16 protein-coding genes are annotated in these 17,897 nt (G+C 69.9%); 9 read left to right on the plus strand and 7 right to left on the minus strand.

The window, feature by feature from the left end; genetic code table 11:
* From OG992_RS32090 to OG992_RS32100, 3 genes are all read left to right on the plus strand, one after another.
* The coding region (locus OG992_RS32090; RefSeq protein ID WP_266305320.1) for a hypothetical protein at window positions 1-1,011 on the plus strand (1,011 nt) is incomplete at its 5' end.
* Window positions 999-1,742: a hypothetical protein gene (locus tag OG992_RS32095; RefSeq protein ID WP_266305321.1), complete on the plus strand. Its 744-nt coding sequence runs from the start codon at window positions 999-1,001 to the stop codon at window positions 1,740-1,742. The genes OG992_RS32090 and OG992_RS32095, both read left to right, overlap by 13 nt.
* 110 nt (window positions 1,743-1,852) lie before the next feature.
* Complete coding sequence (locus OG992_RS32100; protein ID WP_238684207.1) at window positions 1,853-3,064, plus strand: esterase-like activity of phytase family protein; 1,212 nt, start codon at window positions 1,853-1,855, stop codon at window positions 3,062-3,064.
* A 49-nt stretch (window positions 3,065-3,113) separates the two neighbouring features.
* On the opposite strand, the gene OG992_RS32105 is transcribed toward OG992_RS32100, so the two are convergent.
* A complete protein-coding gene (locus tag OG992_RS32105) occupies window positions 3,114-3,383 on the minus strand; it encodes a hypothetical protein (protein ID WP_238684208.1) in 270 nt (89 codons plus the stop codon).
* A 415-nt stretch (window positions 3,384-3,798) separates the two neighbouring features.
* Here OG992_RS32105 and OG992_RS32110 point away from each other — a divergent pair, with 415 nt between their 5' ends.
* Window positions 3,799-4,926, plus strand: coding sequence for a hypothetical protein (locus OG992_RS32110; RefSeq protein WP_238684209.1), 1,128 nt, complete (start codon window positions 3,799-3,801; stop codon window positions 4,924-4,926).
* Window positions 4,927-4,949: 23 nt separating this feature from the next.
* Here OG992_RS32110 and OG992_RS32115 read toward each other — a convergent pair whose 3' ends face one another.
* Entirely contained in the window at window positions 4,950-5,960 is a 1,011-nt protein-coding gene (locus OG992_RS32115; RefSeq protein WP_238680915.1) for a mechanosensitive ion channel family protein, read from the minus strand.
* A gap of 241 nt (window positions 5,961-6,201) precedes the next feature.
* Entirely contained in the window at window positions 6,202-7,119 is a 918-nt protein-coding gene (locus OG992_RS32120) for an NADP-dependent oxidoreductase (protein ID WP_266305322.1), read from the minus strand.
* 465 nt (window positions 7,120-7,584) lie between these two features.
* Between OG992_RS32120 and msrA the strand changes: the two genes are divergently transcribed.
* Complete coding sequence (gene msrA, locus OG992_RS32125) at window positions 7,585-8,091, plus strand: peptide-methionine (S)-S-oxide reductase MsrA (protein ID WP_238684211.1); 507 nt, start codon at window positions 7,585-7,587, stop codon at window positions 8,089-8,091.
* Window positions 8,092-8,297: 206 nt separating this feature from the next.
* The gene (locus OG992_RS32130; RefSeq protein WP_266305323.1) at window positions 8,298-8,954 is read left to right on the plus strand and encodes a TetR/AcrR family transcriptional regulator; all 657 of its coding nucleotides are present in this window, start codon (window positions 8,298-8,300) and stop codon (window positions 8,952-8,954) included.
* Between the two features lie 59 nt (window positions 8,955-9,013).
* Here OG992_RS32130 and OG992_RS32135 read toward each other — a convergent pair whose 3' ends face one another.
* From OG992_RS32135 to OG992_RS32145, 3 genes are all read right to left on the minus strand, one after another.
* Window positions 9,014-12,199, minus strand: a complete 3,186-nt coding sequence (locus OG992_RS32135) for a penicillin acylase family protein (RefSeq protein WP_266305324.1) — start codon at window positions 12,197-12,199, stop codon at window positions 9,014-9,016.
* A gap of 293 nt (window positions 12,200-12,492) precedes the next feature.
* Window positions 12,493-12,981: a MarR family winged helix-turn-helix transcriptional regulator gene (locus OG992_RS32140; protein ID WP_266305325.1), complete on the minus strand. Its 489-nt coding sequence runs from the start codon at window positions 12,979-12,981 to the stop codon at window positions 12,493-12,495.
* A gap of 8 nt (window positions 12,982-12,989) precedes the next feature.
* Complete coding sequence (locus tag OG992_RS32145; protein ID WP_266305326.1) at window positions 12,990-14,237, minus strand: NAD(P)/FAD-dependent oxidoreductase; 1,248 nt, start codon at window positions 14,235-14,237, stop codon at window positions 12,990-12,992.
* Window positions 14,238-14,327: 90 nt separating this feature from the next.
* Here OG992_RS32145 and OG992_RS32150 point away from each other — a divergent pair, with 90 nt between their 5' ends.
* Window positions 14,328-14,987, plus strand: coding sequence for an MSMEG_1061 family FMN-dependent PPOX-type flavoprotein (locus OG992_RS32150; protein ID WP_266305327.1), 660 nt, complete (start codon window positions 14,328-14,330; stop codon window positions 14,985-14,987).
* A 74-nt stretch (window positions 14,988-15,061) separates the two neighbouring features.
* A complete protein-coding gene (locus OG992_RS32155) occupies window positions 15,062-16,354 on the plus strand; it encodes a serpin family protein (protein WP_266305328.1) in 1,293 nt (430 codons plus the stop codon).
* A gap of 36 nt (window positions 16,355-16,390) precedes the next feature.
* Here OG992_RS32155 and OG992_RS32160 read toward each other — a convergent pair whose 3' ends face one another.
* The gene (locus OG992_RS32160) at window positions 16,391-16,786 is read right to left on the minus strand and encodes a VOC family protein (protein WP_266305329.1); all 396 of its coding nucleotides are present in this window, start codon (window positions 16,784-16,786) and stop codon (window positions 16,391-16,393) included.
* 596 nt (window positions 16,787-17,382) lie between these two features.
* Here OG992_RS32160 and OG992_RS32165 point away from each other — a divergent pair.
* Entirely contained in the window at window positions 17,383-17,865 is a 483-nt protein-coding gene (locus OG992_RS32165) for a GNAT family N-acetyltransferase (RefSeq protein WP_238684219.1), read from the plus strand.
* The last annotated feature ends 32 nt before the right edge of the window (window positions 17,866-17,897 follow it).

The following is a 17,897-nucleotide window of genomic DNA, read 5'->3' on the forward strand; positions in this document are numbered from 1 at the left end:
ATGGTGACCACCCTGATGCTCATCGGGACCGGCTGGCGCTTCCTGTTTCCGGTCTACATCAGTGAGTTCCCGGCTCCGGTGCCCGCCGGTGTCTCCGACCGGCCCGCGGCCCGGCACCTGGTCTACCTGCTCGGGATCACCGTGCTGCTCGTCGCGGCCGCCGTGGCTCGGGCCCACGCACGGCGGTCGGTCGTCGCGGCCGGGCTCGCCGTCGGGCTGATCCTCACCGTCGGCGGCGGGCTGGCCCAGTCGCGACCCGACCCCGACATCGCGGTGGCCCGCGCGACCGTCAGAGACCGGCCGGCGAGCATCCAGTCGTGCACCATGCGAAGCGACGTCACCTACTGCTACTTCGACGGGTTCGACGGGTTCGTTCCCGGGTGGGAGTCGGTGGTCACCGCCGTACGCGCGGTCGTGCCGGACAGCGCCGCCTCGTCCGGGCCACCGCTCGCGGTGCGGCAGCGGGCCCTCGCCGAGGAGATCTCGGCCGGGGGTTCCGGGTCCGTCGCCGAGGCCATGCAGGCGGTGGCCGCTTGGAAGGTCGAGGACGCGGCGGCGGGCACCCCGGAGGCGGTCCGGGTCGACACCGCGTGGGGCGACGATCGGGCAGCGGCCGCCCTGGCCGCCGAGGTTGCCTACCGGCTGATGGCCGCGAAGGCGTACGACGGGGGGAACTTCCTCTGCGGGGCGCGGGCGGCGCTCCTGGTGTGGCTGGTCGGGCAGGCGTCGCCGACCACCCTGGCCGGGATGCGTTCGCTGGACGAGACGAGCACCGGTGCGCTCGTCTTCAGCGACATATCGGGCTTGTACGGCATCCTGGCACCCGACCGGGCGGCGGCACCGGCGTTGGAGTTGCTGAAACGGCAGTCCGACGAGGTGCCACCACTCGTCGAGCGGCACTGGGCCGAGCTGACGGCGCCCGACACACCGTTGGAGCGTTTCGGCGCCATCTTCGGGGTGCCGATCCAGCCGCTCGCGCCGGACGACGAGGCGCCGCCGTGCGTCCCGTGAGCGACGTGCCCGCCGTCAGCGCGTCGGGGCCAGCGGCCGGTGGGCCCGCGCGGCGGCGGGCCGGGCGACTGCGGACGGCGGCGGCGCTGCTCTGGCCGACGCTGCGGGCGACGCGCATCTCGCCGCTGCTGGCGGCCGGGGTCGTCGGCGCGGCGATCGTGACCCCACCGGCCGTGACCGGGTCGGTCCTGCCTCCCGACGAGCACCTCACGTTGCTGCGGTTGGTGATGGCCTGCGTCGGCCTCGGCGTCACGTTCACGCTCGACGACCCGGCGAAGCCGACCACGGAGACCGTGCCGGTTCCGGCCTGGCTCGGCGCGCTGATCCGAGCGGCCCTCGCCGCGGTCGTCGGCGGTGCGTGCTGGGCGGCAGCGCTGCTGGTGACACGGTCCGGGCCAGAAACGGCATCGCTGCCGTACACGGACCTGACCCGTGAGGCCGCGACCGTCGCGGCGGTCGCGTTCCTCGCGTCGGCAATCGGCTGGCGGCGTTCGCCGCGCGGGATCGGCAGTCCACTCGCCGCGCCGATGCTGCTGCTCGGGATGGCGGTGGTGGCACTGCTGCCGACCCCGGTGGCACTACTCGTCGGCGTGGGCGACGGCTGGGGCGCGGCTCACGACCGCTGGACGTACCTCCTGGCGGGGACGCTGGTGGCGAGCGCCGGGGTGCTCACCGTCCGCCGGTACCCCCGGGTGCGGCTGACAGCCGTGCGGCATTCGCCGGCAAAGTGACAGCACGGTTTGAGCGCGCATTCCCCTGTGGCCAGTTCGAATTCACCACGTCGCTCTACGGTGCCAGCGGACCGAGAACACCCTGCTCGTACGTGGAGAGATGAGGATTGATGGCAGTAAGCAAGCGGGTGGGACTGACCGCTGCGGTGGTCGCCCTGACCCTGACGCTGCCGGGCGCCGCGACAGCGGCCGCGGCCGAGCGGAACACGTGGGGCCAGGCCGAGTTGTTGAGGTTCGCCGCGCTGCCAGCGGCAACCTTCGTTCCCGGCAGCGAACCGTCCGGCTCGTCGCTCGGCAGTGCCCCCGTCAATGGGATCACCCCGCCGTTCGCCGACCAACCGATCCAGGGGTTCAGCGGCGTCCTGCGCAACACCGACGGCACCTTCGACGTGTTGTCCGACAACGGCTTCGGCAACAAGGCCAACAGTGCCGACTTCGTGCTGCGCGTTCAGCGGGTCGCGCCCGACTTCGGCAGCGGCGCCGTGGACGTGCTCGGTGGCATCAACCTGACCGACCCGTATGGCAAGGTGCGCTTCCCGCTCACTCGTGCCGACCGCGTGCTCACCGGAGCCGACTTCGACGTCGAGTCGATCACCCGGACGGCGGATGGCACGTACTGGCTCGGTGACGAGTTCGGTCCGTACCTGCTGCACTTCGACCGGGCGGGCCGCTTGCTACAGGCACCGGTGCCGCTGCCCGGGGTGTTCGCCCCCGAGAACCCAGGCCGCGGTGCGACCCCGGCCAACCTCGCCAGCAGCAAGGGCTTCGAGGGCATGGCCCAGTCGCCAGACGGTCGCACGCTCTACCCGCTGCTCGAGGGCACGACCACTGGGGACCCGGCCGGCACCCTCCGGCTGAACGAGTTCGACACCCGGACCAACACCTACACCGGCCGGCGCTGGGCCTACGCGCTCGACTCTCCCGCTCACGCGATCGGTGACGCCATCATGGTCGATCGCGACCGCTTCCTGATCATCGAACGCGACAACGGCCAGGGCGAGACGGCAAAGGTCAAGAAGATCTATCTCGCCGACAAGCGCGACCGGAACCGCGACGGACTGCTCGACAAGACGCTGGTCGCCGACCTGATGGCAATCGGCAACCCTCGGCACGTCGGCGGGTTCGGTGACCCGTTCACATTCCCGTTCCAGACGATCGAGGACGTGGTAATCCTCGACGACCGCACGCTCGCCGTCCTGAACGACAACAACTTCCCGTCATCGGCGGGCCGGACGGCCGGACAGGCGGACAACAACGAGTTCATCGTGATCAAACTCGACCGCCACCTGGACGCGGACAAGCGCGTCCTGCGTCGCTACTGACCCGATGCCAGGGGTGGGCAGCCGACCGGCTGTCCACCCCGTCCGTGGGTCATCCCTCGGCAGTGGGCCGGCTGTGCACCACCAACTCGTCGATCTCCAACCGGCCGACGCGCAACTCCCGCACGACCGCCCGGCGGATCGCCAGCCGCCCGATGACCAGCGCCCCGACGGCCACGGCTCCCACAGCCAGCGCCCCCACGGCGAGGGCACCGAGCGACGCCGCCCCCGCAGCCCTGGCGCCGGTAGCCGCCGCGCCCGTCGCCACCGCGCCGTTGGCGCGCGTACCAGTCAACCGCATCAGGCTCACGTCTCGCTTCATCGCCCCATTGTCCGGTGGTCTCCCCCCGCCGGCCTCAGCGGCACACTGCTGGGTGCCGATCAGGCCACCGTTGGCCATCAGCATGAGGACAAGGTCGTCCAGGACCACATCGGGCCGCAGGTGGCCCATGGGCCAGGCGCATCAGTTCGGCGAGCGAGGCGGGCGGTGGTGGCGGCGGCGGAGCCCTTCAACTGAATCCGCTGCACCGATCGGGGCGGTCTCTTAGGCTGCGTGGGCGGGGTGCCCGGTTCGACGAGTGCGGTTCGCGGTGGCGCTGTACGGGCTGGTCGGGTGCTCCTCCCGGCGGCCTGGCGGTACCGCTACCTCAGTCGACACGGGAGCCGCCGCGACGGCGCCTGAGGCCCCGGTTTGTTCGCCGTCAGCGGCCGAGCCTGGCTACCGGTGAGGAGCACCGATGACGCAGAGTGAACAGGACCGCCCGGAGATCGTCGTCGGACTGGTGGCAACCCCGCCGGACCACCCGGCCCGGGTGGCCGCGCGGCTCACCGCCGAGCTGACCAGCGGGCTCGCCGAGCGGGTGAACGCGGACGTGCGGTGGATCGTCCGGGAAGGCTGGGGCGACGTGGCGCCGCGCCGCGACGGCGGCGTTGAGGCGCTACTCGATGATCTCGCCCAACGGCGTGCCGACGACCAGTGGGACGTCGCCGTCTGCCTGACCGACCTGCCGCTGCATGCCGAGCGGGTGCCGCTGGTCGCGCAGACCTCCGCTCGGCGTCGAGTCGCTGTGGTGTCCCTGCCCGCGCTGGGACTGCACCAGCTGCGAGCGGCCCGCGCAGCCGTTCCGGATCTGGTGAGCCGGCTGCTGACCGACGCAACCGACCAGCGAGTGCCGCCTGGCGGCTGGGCACCGGCCGAGACGGCAAGCCGGGTTCCCGCCGTCCACCGGGTCGTCGGCGAGGCCGACACCGGTGAGCGGCGCTACGTCGCCTCGCGGCTCATCGGCCGGTTACGGCTGTTGATCGGCATGGTTCGCGCCAACCGTCCGGGGCGAGCCCTGCTGGGCCTGTCGAAGCTGCTGGTGGGCGCGTTCGGCACTGCCGCGTTCGCACTCACCACGGACACCATCTGGCAGATGGGCGCTGCGCTCGGCGGACTGCGGCTCGCCGTGATCATGGTGCTCGGGCTGACAGCGTTGGTGGCCTGGTTGATCGTCGCGCACGACCTGTGGGAGAAACCGAGCCGCGAGACGCCGACCGAGCTGGCACGGCTGTTCAACCTGGGTACGATCCTCACCCTCACTCTGGCCACGGTGCTGTCCTACGTGGTGTTGTTCGTGGGAACGGTGCTCGTCGCGGCGCTGCTGATCGACACATCAGTCCTGGAACAGACCTTGCAGCGGCCGGTCGACGTCACCGACTATCTGACGCTCGCCTGGATCACCAGCTCGCTGGCCACCGTCGGCGGCGCGATCGGCTCCGGGCTCGAGAACGAGGAGACGGTTCGGGCCGCCGCTTACGGCTATCACCCGCAACCCGATGGCTGGCGGGACGAGAAGAGCGGGCAGTCCCGCGGCGGGAGGTAAGCGGGCCGTCGGGCCCGCCCTACTCAAGGCTGATACTGACCGCGGGTGCGGGGCAACCACTGCGGATGATGGTCGCGAAGGTAGCTGACCAGCCCTTCGCGCAGATCGCAGCGCAGGTCCCAGGCGCTGGCGCCGTCGGCGGCCGAGGCCTGCACCTGGATGACCGCTGTCTGTGGAGTGGAGTCGACCATCTGGAGCACCCACTGGTCGCGATCCCACAGCGGTGAGGACTCGACCAGCCGGCGCGCCTCCCGGCGCAGGTCGTCCAGGTCGGCGGTGTGGTCGACATGAATCTGGATCTTGCCGACAACCCGGGACTCGTTCCGGGTCCAGTTCTGGAACGGCCGCTCGGTGAAGTACGTGGTCGGCAGGATGAGCATCCGCTCGTCCCAGAGCCGGATCACCACGTTGGTCAGCTTCACCTCCTCAACTCGGCCCCATTCGCCGTCCACCACCAGCACGTCGCCGACGTGCAGGCCGTCGGCGAAGGCGACCTGGACACCGGCGAACGCGTTGCCGAGCGCGGTACGGGCCGAGAGGCCGATCAACGCGCCGACCACGCCCGCCGACGTCAGCACGGAGACGCCGAAGAGGCGTACCGGCCGGAAGGTGATGAGGATCAGGCCGATCGCGACGATCGTGACCACGGCGACCGTGAGCCGCCGCATGGGCCGAATCTGCGTCCGGGCCCGCCGGACCCGCCGGCTGGCGACCGCGTCACCAGGCAGTCGACTGAACGCGACCGCCTCGGCCACGTGCAACGCCTTGTTCACCAACCATGCCCCGGATATCACCAACGCCACCCGGGCGACGTGCCGCAGATGAGGCTGCCATTCGGCCGGACCCAACGGCAGCGCGTAGTACAGCGCCCCGACCAGCAGCAGCGCCGCCGCCGGGCGGCGGCAGGCATGCCGCAGGGGCTCCAGCAGCCACCGGTAACGGCCGCGGGCTACCCGGCGGACGACCATGCCAGAGACCAGGTCCACGACCACCGCCGTCGCCAGCGCGGCCACTACGATCAACGCGGTACGCATCAGAGGCCGCTCACCGTAGTCCCGATGCCAGCTTCCCCCGGCTCACTGCCCAGTCCACGTGCTCAGGGTGCCACCCCGTTCAGTGGCAGACGGCCAACATCGGCGAACAACAACTGACCGCACCCGCGTCAGCCGCTCGACGATCGCTTCACCGGAGCAGTTGCACTCGTACGGCCGGGGAGCCGGCGCCGGCAAGCGGAGTGGTGGCGAGGCGCTGACCCGACTGTCGCTGTGCCCGAACCTAGGAGCGAGCGCGGATGATCGTCTTTCCGGTGATCCGCTTGGTCGGGTTGAGAGCGGCGACGGCGTCGTCGAGGTCTGCGACGTTGCCGATGTTCGTCCGCAGTCGCCCGTCCCGTACCCGCTGGACGATTTCCCCCAGTTGGGTGCGATCGGGCATCACGACGAAATCTATCGCCAGGCCGCCCGTCGGCCGCGCCTCGGACGGTCCGACAACGGACACCAGTGTTCCTCCGGCTCGAATCAGGCCTGCCGATCGCTTCCCGATGTCACCGCCGATGACGTCGAAAACCAGGTCGACCCCACCGACGTCTTCCACTGCCTCGTTGCCGAGGTCGACGAACTCGTGTGCGCCGAAGTCGAGCGCCCTCTGACGGTCGGCGGCGCGCCCGGTGCCGATGACGTAGGCGCCGAACTCCCGGGCGAGCTGCGTCACCATCGACCCGACTGCGCCGGCCGCGCCGTGCACGAGGACGCTCTGCCCCGCCTGCAGGCGGCCGTGCTCGAACAACCCCTGCCAGGCGGTCAGGCCAGAGATCGGCAGGCTCGCTCCCACAGTGAAGTCGACGTCGCCGGGCAGCGGCGCGAGGTTGCGCGCCTCGACGGCCACGTATTCCGCCAGGGTGCCGTCGCGGGTCCAGTCCGTCAGGCCGAACACCCGCTGTCCCACCGACAGCCCCGTGGTGCCATACCCGAGAGCGCTGACCACCCCGGCCAGCTCGTGCCCGGGTATCGACGGAGTCCGGTCACGGCCGAGGCGATCGGTCCAGGTCGAGGGCCACGCCATCTCGGTCGGGACGAACCCCGACGCGTGAACCTGAACGACGACGTCGTTGAGTGCCGGTTCCGGCTCAGGCCGCTCCACCAGCGTCATCCCGGCCGTTCCCGCAGCCTCGTCCGTCACCACTATCGCCTTCATCAGATATCTCCCTGCATCCAGCCCTCGTCTGCACTGGCACGAGGAGCGCATGTCCGTTCCCCGCATTGACGGCGCCAAGCCTCAGCGCCGTGCACACCACGCTGATCGGCAGTGGTTGGGGCGCGAGGACATCGCCGAGAGGGGCGGGGACGTGTGTCGAACTGACGCCGACGGGTAAGTCGGGCTCCTCGTCGCTACCGGAGCCGCCCGTCGGTCATCCCGAACCTAGCTACGGTAAAACTGGTCTGTCAAGTCCACTATTGGGGCGCGGGGTTACTGCTGTGGCCGAGCAGGAAATGCCAGTTCAACCTCATCAGCGGCGCGGGCGCCTGGCACGGCTGGACAGGATCGTTCCTGGACTCAAGAGTCCAGATAGAATCGAGGGTGCGGGAATATGACCGACCAGGAGAGCGTCTGTACCTACGTGTCCAGGTGGGCTGGCACGACGACAGGCAAGGAGACGACGTGAACACCGAAAAGGCAATCCTCGCCGGCGGCTGCTTCTGGGGCATGGAGGAGTTGTTCCGCCGCCAGCCCGGCATCGTGTCCACGCGCGTCGGCTACAGCGGCGGCGACGTCCCGAACGCCACCTACCGCAACCACGGCACCCACGCGGAGTCCATCGAGGTCGTCTACGACACCGACAAGACCGACTTCCGCGCGCTGCTCGAGTTCTTCTTCCAGATCCACGACCCGTCGACGAAGAACCGCCAAGGTAACGACATCGGCATCAGCTACCGCTCGGCGATCTTCTACACCAGCGACGAGCAGAAGCGGGTCGCCGAGGACACCATCGCCGACGTCGACGCCTCGGGCCTGTGGCCCGGCACTGTCGTTACCGAGGTCACGGCGGCAGGCGACTTCTGGGAAGCTGAGCCTGAGCACCAGAACTACCTGCAGACCTACCCCAACGGATACACCTGCCACTTCCCCCGGCCCGGGTGGAAGCTTCCGAAGCGGGCGACGGCCTGACACCTCCGGCGCGCGGACCCCGGTCCGCGCGCCGGTCCGGGCCGAGGTGGCCCCTCCGAGCAATCTTTTGCGGACCAGACAGTCCAGGAAAACTCGTGCCACGACGATCCAGCAATAGTGGGTACGCCGTCCACCTAGCCGTCGGGACATGGACTCCGAGGTCCCATTCTCTCTAGATCATCTGGTGCGCTGGATAGACTTGACAGATGAGCGACGAGCAGCTGGCTGCGCCGACGAACAGGCGGCGGATCAGTCAACGGGGCATCGCGACGCGAGAGCGGATCCTCGAGGCAGCGAACCGGCTCATGCTCGTGCGCGGAGTGAACGCGACGACCCTCGACGACATCCGCGAGGCAAGCCAGACGAGCAAGTCTCAGCTCTACCACCACTTCGCCGACAAGCAGGAACTCGTGCGCGCCTTGGTCAAACATCGAGGCGCGCTCGTGCTTCAGCGTGAACGCGCGGGGCTCGAACGACTCAGATCGTTCTCAGGGCTGGTCCGGTGGCGTAACGCGCTGGTCCAGGCCAACTCGCTGAACAACGGCAAGTACGGGTGCGGCCTCGGGTCGATGACTCTGGAGCTGTCTGATCAAGATGAGCAGGCTCGATCGTCCCTGTCGGAGACGTTCGCGGCATGGGAAAAGCTGATCAGTGATGGTCTGCACCGGATGCGCGACAGCGGCCTACTGCGCCAGGACGCCGACCCGGAGAAATTGGCCACGGGATTGATGGCCGCTCTGCAGGGCGGCTACCTGCTGGCGAACGCCGCACACGACGTCGCTCCCATGGAAGTCGCTCTGGACATGGCGCTGGAACACATCAGATCGTTCCTGGTGCCGCCGTCCGAGGACCCGACGCGCTAGGGCCCCGCTGTGCACCGAAAGGGCCGGCGAGTGATTCCCGCCGACCCCTCCCGGCACTGTCACTTTCCGTACAGCTCGAATTCGTAGAGCGAGAACCCGTACGAGGTGGCCCGCTTGACCCCGTACACCCGCACGTAGCGGGCGGTGACCGGGGCGAAGGTGGCGTTGTCGACGCCGCCGTTGCCGGCGGTAGTGGCGAACACCGGCGTCCATGAATTGCCGTCGCCGGAGACCTCGATCCGGTACGAGGTGGCGTGAGCGGACTCCCACCGCAGCACCGCCCGGTTGACGCTGCGGGCCGCGCCGAGGTCGACCCGGAGCCACTGGTTGTCGTTGTAGCTGCTCGCCCACCGGCTGCCGAGGCTGCCGTCGACCGCCTTGCCCGGGGTGTGGCCGGTCAGGAACTGTGTGCTCGACGCGGTGGCCGGGCGGCCCTGCGCCAGGTTGGTGACGTCGTCGCCCCGGCGCGCCGGGAACGAGACGACCTGCTGGTAGGTGGGGCGGTTCTGCCAGGCGATCACCGGGTGGGTGATGCCGCCGAGCCCGGACTGGGCGATCGAGTCGGCACACCACTGGTCGCCGGCACCGCAGGACTTGTCACCCGGGTAGACAGTGGTGACCGGCACCACGGCGGCCTGGCCGAGCGCGTCGAGCAGCGCCTGCCGGCACGCGGCGAGGTTGCCGTTGCCGCAGTACGCGCGGCCCAGCCCACCGGCCACCGGGTCGCCGAGCACGGTCCGCAGGTCCTTGTCGACGTAACCCCACCAGCCGTGCTGGAACGACGAGCCCTTGTGCGCCTGACCCTGCAACGCCCAGCTCACGGCGCCGTCGCGCCCCCCGTTCTGGCCGCCCGACGGCGCCTCGTTCACCTCGATGGCGTCGACCAGCGCGGCGTAGAGATCCGGCCCGAGGCCGGGGCGGAACTGCGCCGAGGCCAGCAGCGGCCACCAGGCGTCGAAGATCCGGATGGCGTCGGCGTGCTGGTAGACCTTCGAGCCGGGTGACGTCTCCACCCGGCGGGTCCCGGCCTGCTGCCAGGCGCGCAGCTTGCCCACCGCGTCGACCAGCGCCGGAGCGGTGACCGGCGTGCTGTCCAGCACCCGCAGCAGGTCGCCGAGGACCTGCTGGCCGCGCAGGTCGGTCACCGCCGCATCCGCCGTGATCGTGACGACGTCGGCGCGGCCGAGCTTGCGCTGGGCGATCGCGGCGCGCACCGGGCCGTCGAGCAGCTGAGCCCGGTGTACGGAGCCGAAGCTGAAGTTGCCGTCCGCCGCCCCGAAGTCCCGCGCCTGCTTGTTGTTCCAGCTGACGTAGTAGTCCTGGTTGACCGACTGCGGATGCGCCGACGCCGGGGTGTAGGTGGCGTCGTTGGTGTCCGGGTTCCAGCCGGCCCACTCGTACGCCGGGTCCGCCCTGGTGGGCAGGTTCGGGTCGGCGGTGGCCGGACGGACCGGGTTCGAGCCGGAGTTGTAGTACGCCGCCTCGGTCGAGTTGACGTAGAACCAGTTGAACGCGTACCCGACATCGGCCGCGGACGCCTGGAAGGCCGCGGCGCTGCCCATCGCCGACGGGTCGTTGAACGCCTGGAAGCCGATCGCCGAGTCAGCCTCGTGCCGGTAGGTCGAGCGCAGTTTGGTGAACGCCGTCGGCTGCCCGTTCACCAGGCCCCGGTGGGCCACCAGCCCGTACTTGGTGCGCAGCGCGCGCAGTGTGTACGAGCCGGCCGGGGTGGAGTCGGCCAGCGTCGGCGTCCAGGAGTTGCGCTGCTCCAGCGCCTCCATGGCGAGGCACTGCCCGTGGTAGAGGTAGCGGTTGGTGCGCAGCGTCGGGGCGCTGCCGTCGGTGGTGCACAGCGGCACCGCGTACGTGTCGGTGAGGTCCTGGGAGGCGGAGGTAGCGCTCCACGCGTAGTCCTGGCCCCGGCCGAGCAGCACGTAGAGGTTGAGCCCGGCGAACGCGGCGCCCCGAGCGCTGATGCCCGGGCCCTGCAACTCCTGGAGCATCAGCAACTGCGGCGCGAAGTAGCCGGTCTGCGGCCCGAACACGGCCACCGGGTTGCCGGTGGTGGTGTGCCGTCCGGAGACCACCACCGCGTTGGACATGCCGTGCGCGCGCAGGTTGGCCAGGCCGCCGAGCAGTTCCTTGGTGGCGGTGCTGGCGCCGGTGCGGGCGGCGGCCCCGCCGGTGGCGTCGTAGGCCAGGGGTTCGGCGACCACCGAGCCGGCGTCGGGGAGCACCGCGCTGGTCGCGCCGGGCGACGTCGCCCCGTACGGGAAGCTCTGCCCGTCGTGCAGGGTGAGCACGGCCTCCGGGTCGTTCTGCGAGCGGAAGGCCGCCCACACCCGGTCGCCCTCGGTCGCGCCGTACTTGGCGCGGGCGGCCACCCGGACCAGCGCGGACTGGATCTCGCTGCCGCCGCCCCCGCCGAAGAGTCCGCCGATCACGCCGGCGGTGGCGATCAAATCGGTCATGGTGAAGTGCTTCGGCTTACCGGCGCCGGCGAGCACGTACTCACCCGGGTAGTTGTCCTCGGCGATCGACCTGTCGATGTAGGCGTTGATGCCAGCGATGTAGTCGACCACGTCGGTGTAGAGCTGCTGGCCACGGGCGCCCTTGGTGCGCAGCGCGTCCACCTGGGCCTGGAGGTCCGCCTCGGTGTACGGCGAGTTGGCCCAGACGCTCTGCTCCAGCTCACGGTTGCCAGGGGCGCCGCCGGCGAACGAGGTGACGTTGCCGCGGCCGACGTGCCGCAGCAGGTCCATCACCCAGAGCCGGTCCTGTGCCCCGGCGTAGCCGGCGCCGAACATGGTGCCGGCGCGGGTGGTGCCGGTGACGTGCGGGACGCCGGTGGCCTTGTCCCGCACGATGGTGACGTCCGCGCGCGGTGAGACGGTGCTCTCCACCTGTGCGGCCGGGACACCGAACGAGGCGTCGTTGTAGAAGTGGGCGATCTGTTCGTCGGTCAGCCCGGCGTAGTTGTAGACCAGGTTCGCGTACTCGTCGAGCTGGTCGCTGGAGTGCGCCGGACGGGTGCCGAGCGCCTGGTGCGCCAGGATGGCGACCAGCGTGGCGTTGCCGTTCTGCCCAGGGGGCAGGATGTCGGCGCACTGGCCGAGGCAGTAGTCGTTGGCGGCGAACGTCGTGGCGGCCAGCGCCGGTGACGGCGGGGTCACCGTCAGGACGCTCGCGGTCAGGAGGGCTGCGGTGAACGCCGCGAGCCGGTTACGGACAGCGGGACGGGGCATGGCGATCCTCCGGGGACGCGGAGTCGGGCCGTTCGGTCACGCCCGGCTTCCGGTGCCGACGTCTCGCCCTCCGCGCCCGGGCGTTCCGCCAGGAGGTGAGAGTGACTCATATCTATCCTCGGGCAATGATCGACGCAGGACCCCCGCGCGGGATACCCGTCGTTCACCACGCGCCAATGCCGACGTTTCACCGCCTTTCGCCAGCGGCAACACTGTCACCCTGTGGGTTCCCGACACGATCACGGGTGGGAGGCCTCCAGCGTCGCCAGCGGCGCATCAGCCGCGACGCCGGCTCAGGCGGTTCGCTGCGCGGTGTTGCCACCGCGGAGGCTGTCCAACTCGGCGAGGTACATCGCCTGCATCCGGTAGTAGTGCCGGACCAGGAGCGCGACCTCCTCGACGCTGTAGCCCTCGACGAGCCGCTCCGCCCGCTCGGCGAACCGCTCGTACGGTCGCTGCAACTCGGCCATCCGCTCCGGCCGCAGGGCGACGATCAACCGCCGCCGGTCCGCCGGATCGCGCTCGGCCGTCACGTAGCCCGCCTGCTGGAGCCGGCGGAGCATGCTGGTCACGGCCCCGGTGGTGAGGTTGGTCCGCTCGGCGACCTGCCCAGCGCTGGCGGACCCGACGTCCGCCAGGTAATCGAGGCACTCCAGATCGCTCACGGTGAGACCCAGCCGCTCCGCGATGGCGTACCGGAACACCATGGACAGCCGCGACGTCTCCCGTCCGGCGCGCATGAGGTCGTCGATCACGGACGCACGGGCCGGCTGGTGGGACATGCCCGCAATCATCCCTCCGGGACGGTGACCCGGTGCAGCCGAGGTAGCACGCGGGTCAGCACCCAGTGGGGTGCGGCCGCTCCCCCGGTGAGGCGGCGCATCAGCCTGGCGGCGCTGTCGACGGCGCGGAAGGCGTAGGGCACCATCTCGTCCTGGTAGCTGGCTATCGCCGCCTCCACCGGCGTGCCGCTGGCCTGGGCCTCGACCAGCCTGCGGCCGAGCAGGGCGGCATCGCGCAGCGCGGTGTTGCCGCCGTGAGCGCCGAACGGCGGCATGACGTGCACGGCGTCGCCCATCATCGTCGCCCGGGGCACTGCCCACCGGCGCGGACGCTGGCCGGTGGCGAAGAGGTTGAGCACCGTGGCGTCCAGCTCGGCCGTGCCGACCAGCCGCCGGATGACCGTGTGGAAGTCCATGCTCATCCGGGAGGCCAGTCGCCACAGCGCCAGCAGGTCGCCCCGGATGCCCACGGGCACCTCCTCCTGCCGGAGCAACAGTCCCCACATGACGTAGTCGTCGCCGGTGGGCGCATAACTGCCCGGGGCCAGGCGCGCGAACGCCTCCGGCGGGCTCTCGCCGAACCGCATGGAGGTGAAGAAGAAGGCGCGGCCCGGCTGGTCGGCGATGGCCAGGACCCCGCTGGTACGCAGCGCGTCCGGGATGACGCTCTCGCCGTTGCGCCGCAGGGGTGACCGGCCGTAGATGCCCGCCATCGGGGTGTTCGCGGGGTCCGCGTCCGGCATGATCTGCGCGCGCAGCGCCGAGCCGACGCCGTCCGCGCCCACGACGACGGTTGCCGCCGCGGCCCCGCCGTCGGTGAACAGCAGCCGCGGCCGTGCCGGGTCGCCACTGTCCACCGCGACGGCGTCCTTGCCGTAGTGGATGCGCCCGTTCAGCCCGGACTGCAGGATCGACCGCAGGGTCAGCCGGTCGACCTGGCGGGTCGCGTGCGGCTCGTCCTTGAAGGTGATGGTGAACGCGTCCCGCAGCCGGCCGTCGGTGAAGCGTAGGTGCCCGCCGGGCTCGTCGCCGGTGGTCAGCGCCAGGTTGTACAGCGAGCGTGGCAGGCTCTCGCGCAGCGCCTCGATGCCGTACCGGTCGAGAATGATCCGGTAGCCCTGCCGCCGGACGAAGGGGCCCGAATCCCGCTCGTAGACGTGCACGTCGATGCCGGCGCGCATCAGGTACTGGGCGAGGCAGAGGCCGGAGAGGCCGGCGCCCGCGATCGCCACCGAGAAGTCCGTCGATGTCACCATGCGGTTTATCTTAATGACTAAGATGATTTCGGCAAGGCCGTCGCCGCGACGATGGCTGGACCGGTCAGCTTGGTCGATTAGTGTCGATGCATGACGCCAGTCCTTGCCGCCAGTGCCTTCGACTCGCTGCGCCTCGACGCCGTGCCCGACCAGGAGGCGCTGCGCCGGGCCTACGAACTTCCCAGTGACGCGGCCGTGCGGAAGCAGATGACCGAACTCACCGAGCAGACCCGGCGGTTGATCGGCTGTTCGTCGCTGGTCCTGGTCGCCACAGTCGACGCCACTGGCAACTGCGACGTCTCCCCGCGCGGCGGCCCCGCCGGCTTCGTCGCCGTCCTGGACGCACGAACGGTGGCAATACCGGACGCCACCGGCAACAAGCGTCTGGACAGTCTGCAGAACGTCGTCGCGACGGGGCGGGCCGGGCTGCTGTTCATCATTCCGGGGCGTACCACGACGCTCAGGGTGAACGGCCGGGCCTGCGTCTCCACTCGCCCCGAGCTGCTGTCGCAGCTGACCGCCGTGGGCAAGCCACCGGCCAGCGCGCTGGTGCTGGGGATCGATGAGGTCTACCCACACTGCCCCAAGGCGCTGTTGCGCAGCGGGGCCTGGAAGCCCGAGCAGTGGCTGCCGGCGGACGCCCAGCCGACCTCGGCCGAGGTGACGCTGGCCCAGCTACGAATGCCCGAGCTGACGATTGCCGACATCGAGAAGGCCGAGGCGGACTCGCTGAAGTACCGGTACGAATGACAGACATAGCTGAGTTTCGATGAAATTGGATTTACGCCTGGTGGGTTTCCGTGGGACTGCTCTAACCTCAAGACATGGCCTCGCGTCGATCTCTTCTTCGGGCGGTCCCGCTTGCGGCCGCTGCCCTTACCGCCGTCCCAGGTGATCTCCGTTGGACCGGCACGCCGTCCACCGCGACGAATGCGGTCCGCGTACCACCCGACCCGGCCACGATGCAGGCCGCCGCTACCGCCGTTCGCGGCTTCACGGCCGACCTCTACCGCACCGTGGCATCGACCCGGGCAGGCGACAATGTGGTGTGCGCGCCGTACTCGGTCGCGATCGCGCTCGCGATGACCAGGGCGGGCGCCGGCTCGACCACGGCAGGCGAGATGGACACTGTGCTCCACGCGCCGCATCCGCGCCCTCGCGCACTCGACAGCGGGCTCAACACCGTCGAGCAGGCGCTCGCCGGCCGCTACCAGGACGGCGACGGAGTCAAGCAACCCCGGCTGACCACGGCCAATGCGCTGTGGACACGACTCGATCTGTGTCTGCGGCCCCGGTTCCGGGACGCCCTGGCCGGCTACTACGGCGCCACGCCGCGACCGGTCGACTTCCGCGGCGCGCCGGAGGTGGCCCGCCAGGAGATCAACACCTGGGTGTCCGATCGGACCAACGCGAAGATTCCGGAGCTGTTGCAGTCCGACGCCGTGAGCCCCAACACCAGCCTGATACTGACCAACGCGATCTACCTCAAGGCGGCCTGGAAGTACCCGTTCACCGCGGCGGCAACGGCGGTAGGACCCTTCACAAGGGATGACGGAACCGTTGTCGACGTCCCGATGATGCGCGGGCCGTTCGACAGAATGGGCTACCTCGAGGGGGACGGGTGGCGCGCCGTCGACGTGCCGTACGCGGGCGACGGCCTTGCCATGGCCATCGTCATGCCGACCCGGGACGATCTCAGCGCTGTCGAGGCGAGCCTCGACGCGACCTGGCTGGGAGCGTTGCTGGCCGGGTTCCAGATCACCGACGTCGAACTGCGCCTGCCCCGGTGGACGTTCCGCCTGCCGGCCGAGCTGGGTGCCGCGCTGAGCAGCCTCGGCATGCCCACGGCATTCACGTCACAGGCCGACTTCACCCGCATGAGCACCGAGCCCGCCCTGTGCATCGACGACGTGGTGCACGAGACGTTCATCGGGGTGGACGAGAAGGGTACCGAGGCGGCAGCCGCATCGGCCGTCATCGTCCGACCGCCGTCGATCCCGCAAGGGCCGCAGTTCTTCGCCAACCGGCCATTCCTGTACGTCATCCACGACCGGCTCACCGGCGTACCACTGTTCCTCGGCCGCGTCCACGACCCGCTGGTCAACGGCCCAGCCTGACCCGACGACACCAGACGACATCGTCGGTGCGCGACGTCAATTGGCGCCGAGCAGGTCCCACCGGTTGCCGGCGATGTCGAGGAAGACCGCGACTCGGCCATAGGGCTCGGTCCGCGGCTCCCGGACGAAGGTGACATCGGCCTCGACCATCCGTCGATAAGCGGCGTCGAAGTCGTCGACGCGGAAGAAGAACCCGACTCGGCCGGCTACCTGGTTACCGATTGCGGCGCGCTGGTGTTCTCCGTCGCCGCGAGCGAGGAGGATCCCGGTCTGAGCGCCCGGCGGCCGAACGACCACCCACCGCTTGGCTCGACCGTCATTGGTCAGTGCTGGGGAGTCCTCGACGAGGTCGAAGCCGAGGACGTCGGTGAAGAACGCGATCGCGGGGTCGTACTCGTCGACAATCAGCGCAACCAAGTCGATCTGCACCACGGCAGCGTACCTGGGACGAGGTCCTGCTGGCCTGCGGCGAGAACGGCCGGTCGCACCTGCGGAACGAGCGCCTGGTTCATCCGCCGCAGGCTCGGCGGCAGTTGCGCGCACCCGAACCTCGTGGAAAAGCCGTCTCCTACCGTGACGCGCAGCGGTGGGCGCTCATCGTCGAGGCGTTGGGATACTCCCCCAGGGCCGGCAACCTCACCGACGTCCTTCACGTCTTCGGTAACTGTCTGACCGAGGGCGAACCGGGCTACGCCAGCGAGGACTTCCTCGACCGGATCGACAACTGGGACGAGATCGAGGACGTTGACCAGCCGGAGACTTATGACGGAGGGTCGATTGTGGTGCGAGGCCGGCGGATGTCCACGCGATGTGATGGCGGCTGCCCTCTGAGATCTGTCTCCCGCGGCCTTGGCGGACGCTCTGTGCCAGGAATGCGGTTGCGGCGCCCCGTAGGATTCCTGCCATGAGTTGCTTCGCCGCTTGGCGCACGCGCCACTGAGGGTCGGCTCGCCGCCGTTCCGGCCGCCGGCTGACCATCTGACGCCCGATTTGTTGGCTTTCAGAATCTCAGCTCGAGAGGCACTCTCATGCGTATCCGCTCGTTTCTGCAGCATGACCTGGCCCAGCTCACCGAACTGACCATCGAGACGTTCGGACCGTTCTACGAAGACTCCTTCCGCCCTCTCGTGGGCGAGGCCGTCTTCGCCAACCAGCACGGCAGGTGGCGCGACGACTACGTCGAGCAGGTTGCCGAGCTCCACGACCCCGCCAAGCACCGGTACGTCGCGGTCGCCGAGATCAACGGCGCCATCGCTGGCTACGTGGCCTGGACGGTCGAGCCTGAGCGCCGAAACGCCAGCGTCACCATCCTCGCCGTGTCCGCCTCGCATCGCCGGCTCGGCACGGGCACCGTGCTGTGCGAGCATGCGTTCGCCGCGATGCGGGACCTCGGCGCCGAGGTCGTCACGATCGGCACGGGCGGGGACGGATTCCATGCGCCCGCCCGAGCCCTGTACGAAGCACTGGGCTGCACGCCGCTGCCGGTGGCTGTCTACTACCGGCAACTCTGATCAGATCCGGGGCGGGTTGCGGCGACGCAGCC

It is taken from the genome of Micromonospora sp. NBC_00362, from assembly GCF_026342155.1.
GTDB classification, from domain to species: Bacteria; Actinomycetota; Actinomycetes; order Mycobacteriales; family Micromonosporaceae; genus Micromonospora; species Micromonospora hortensis.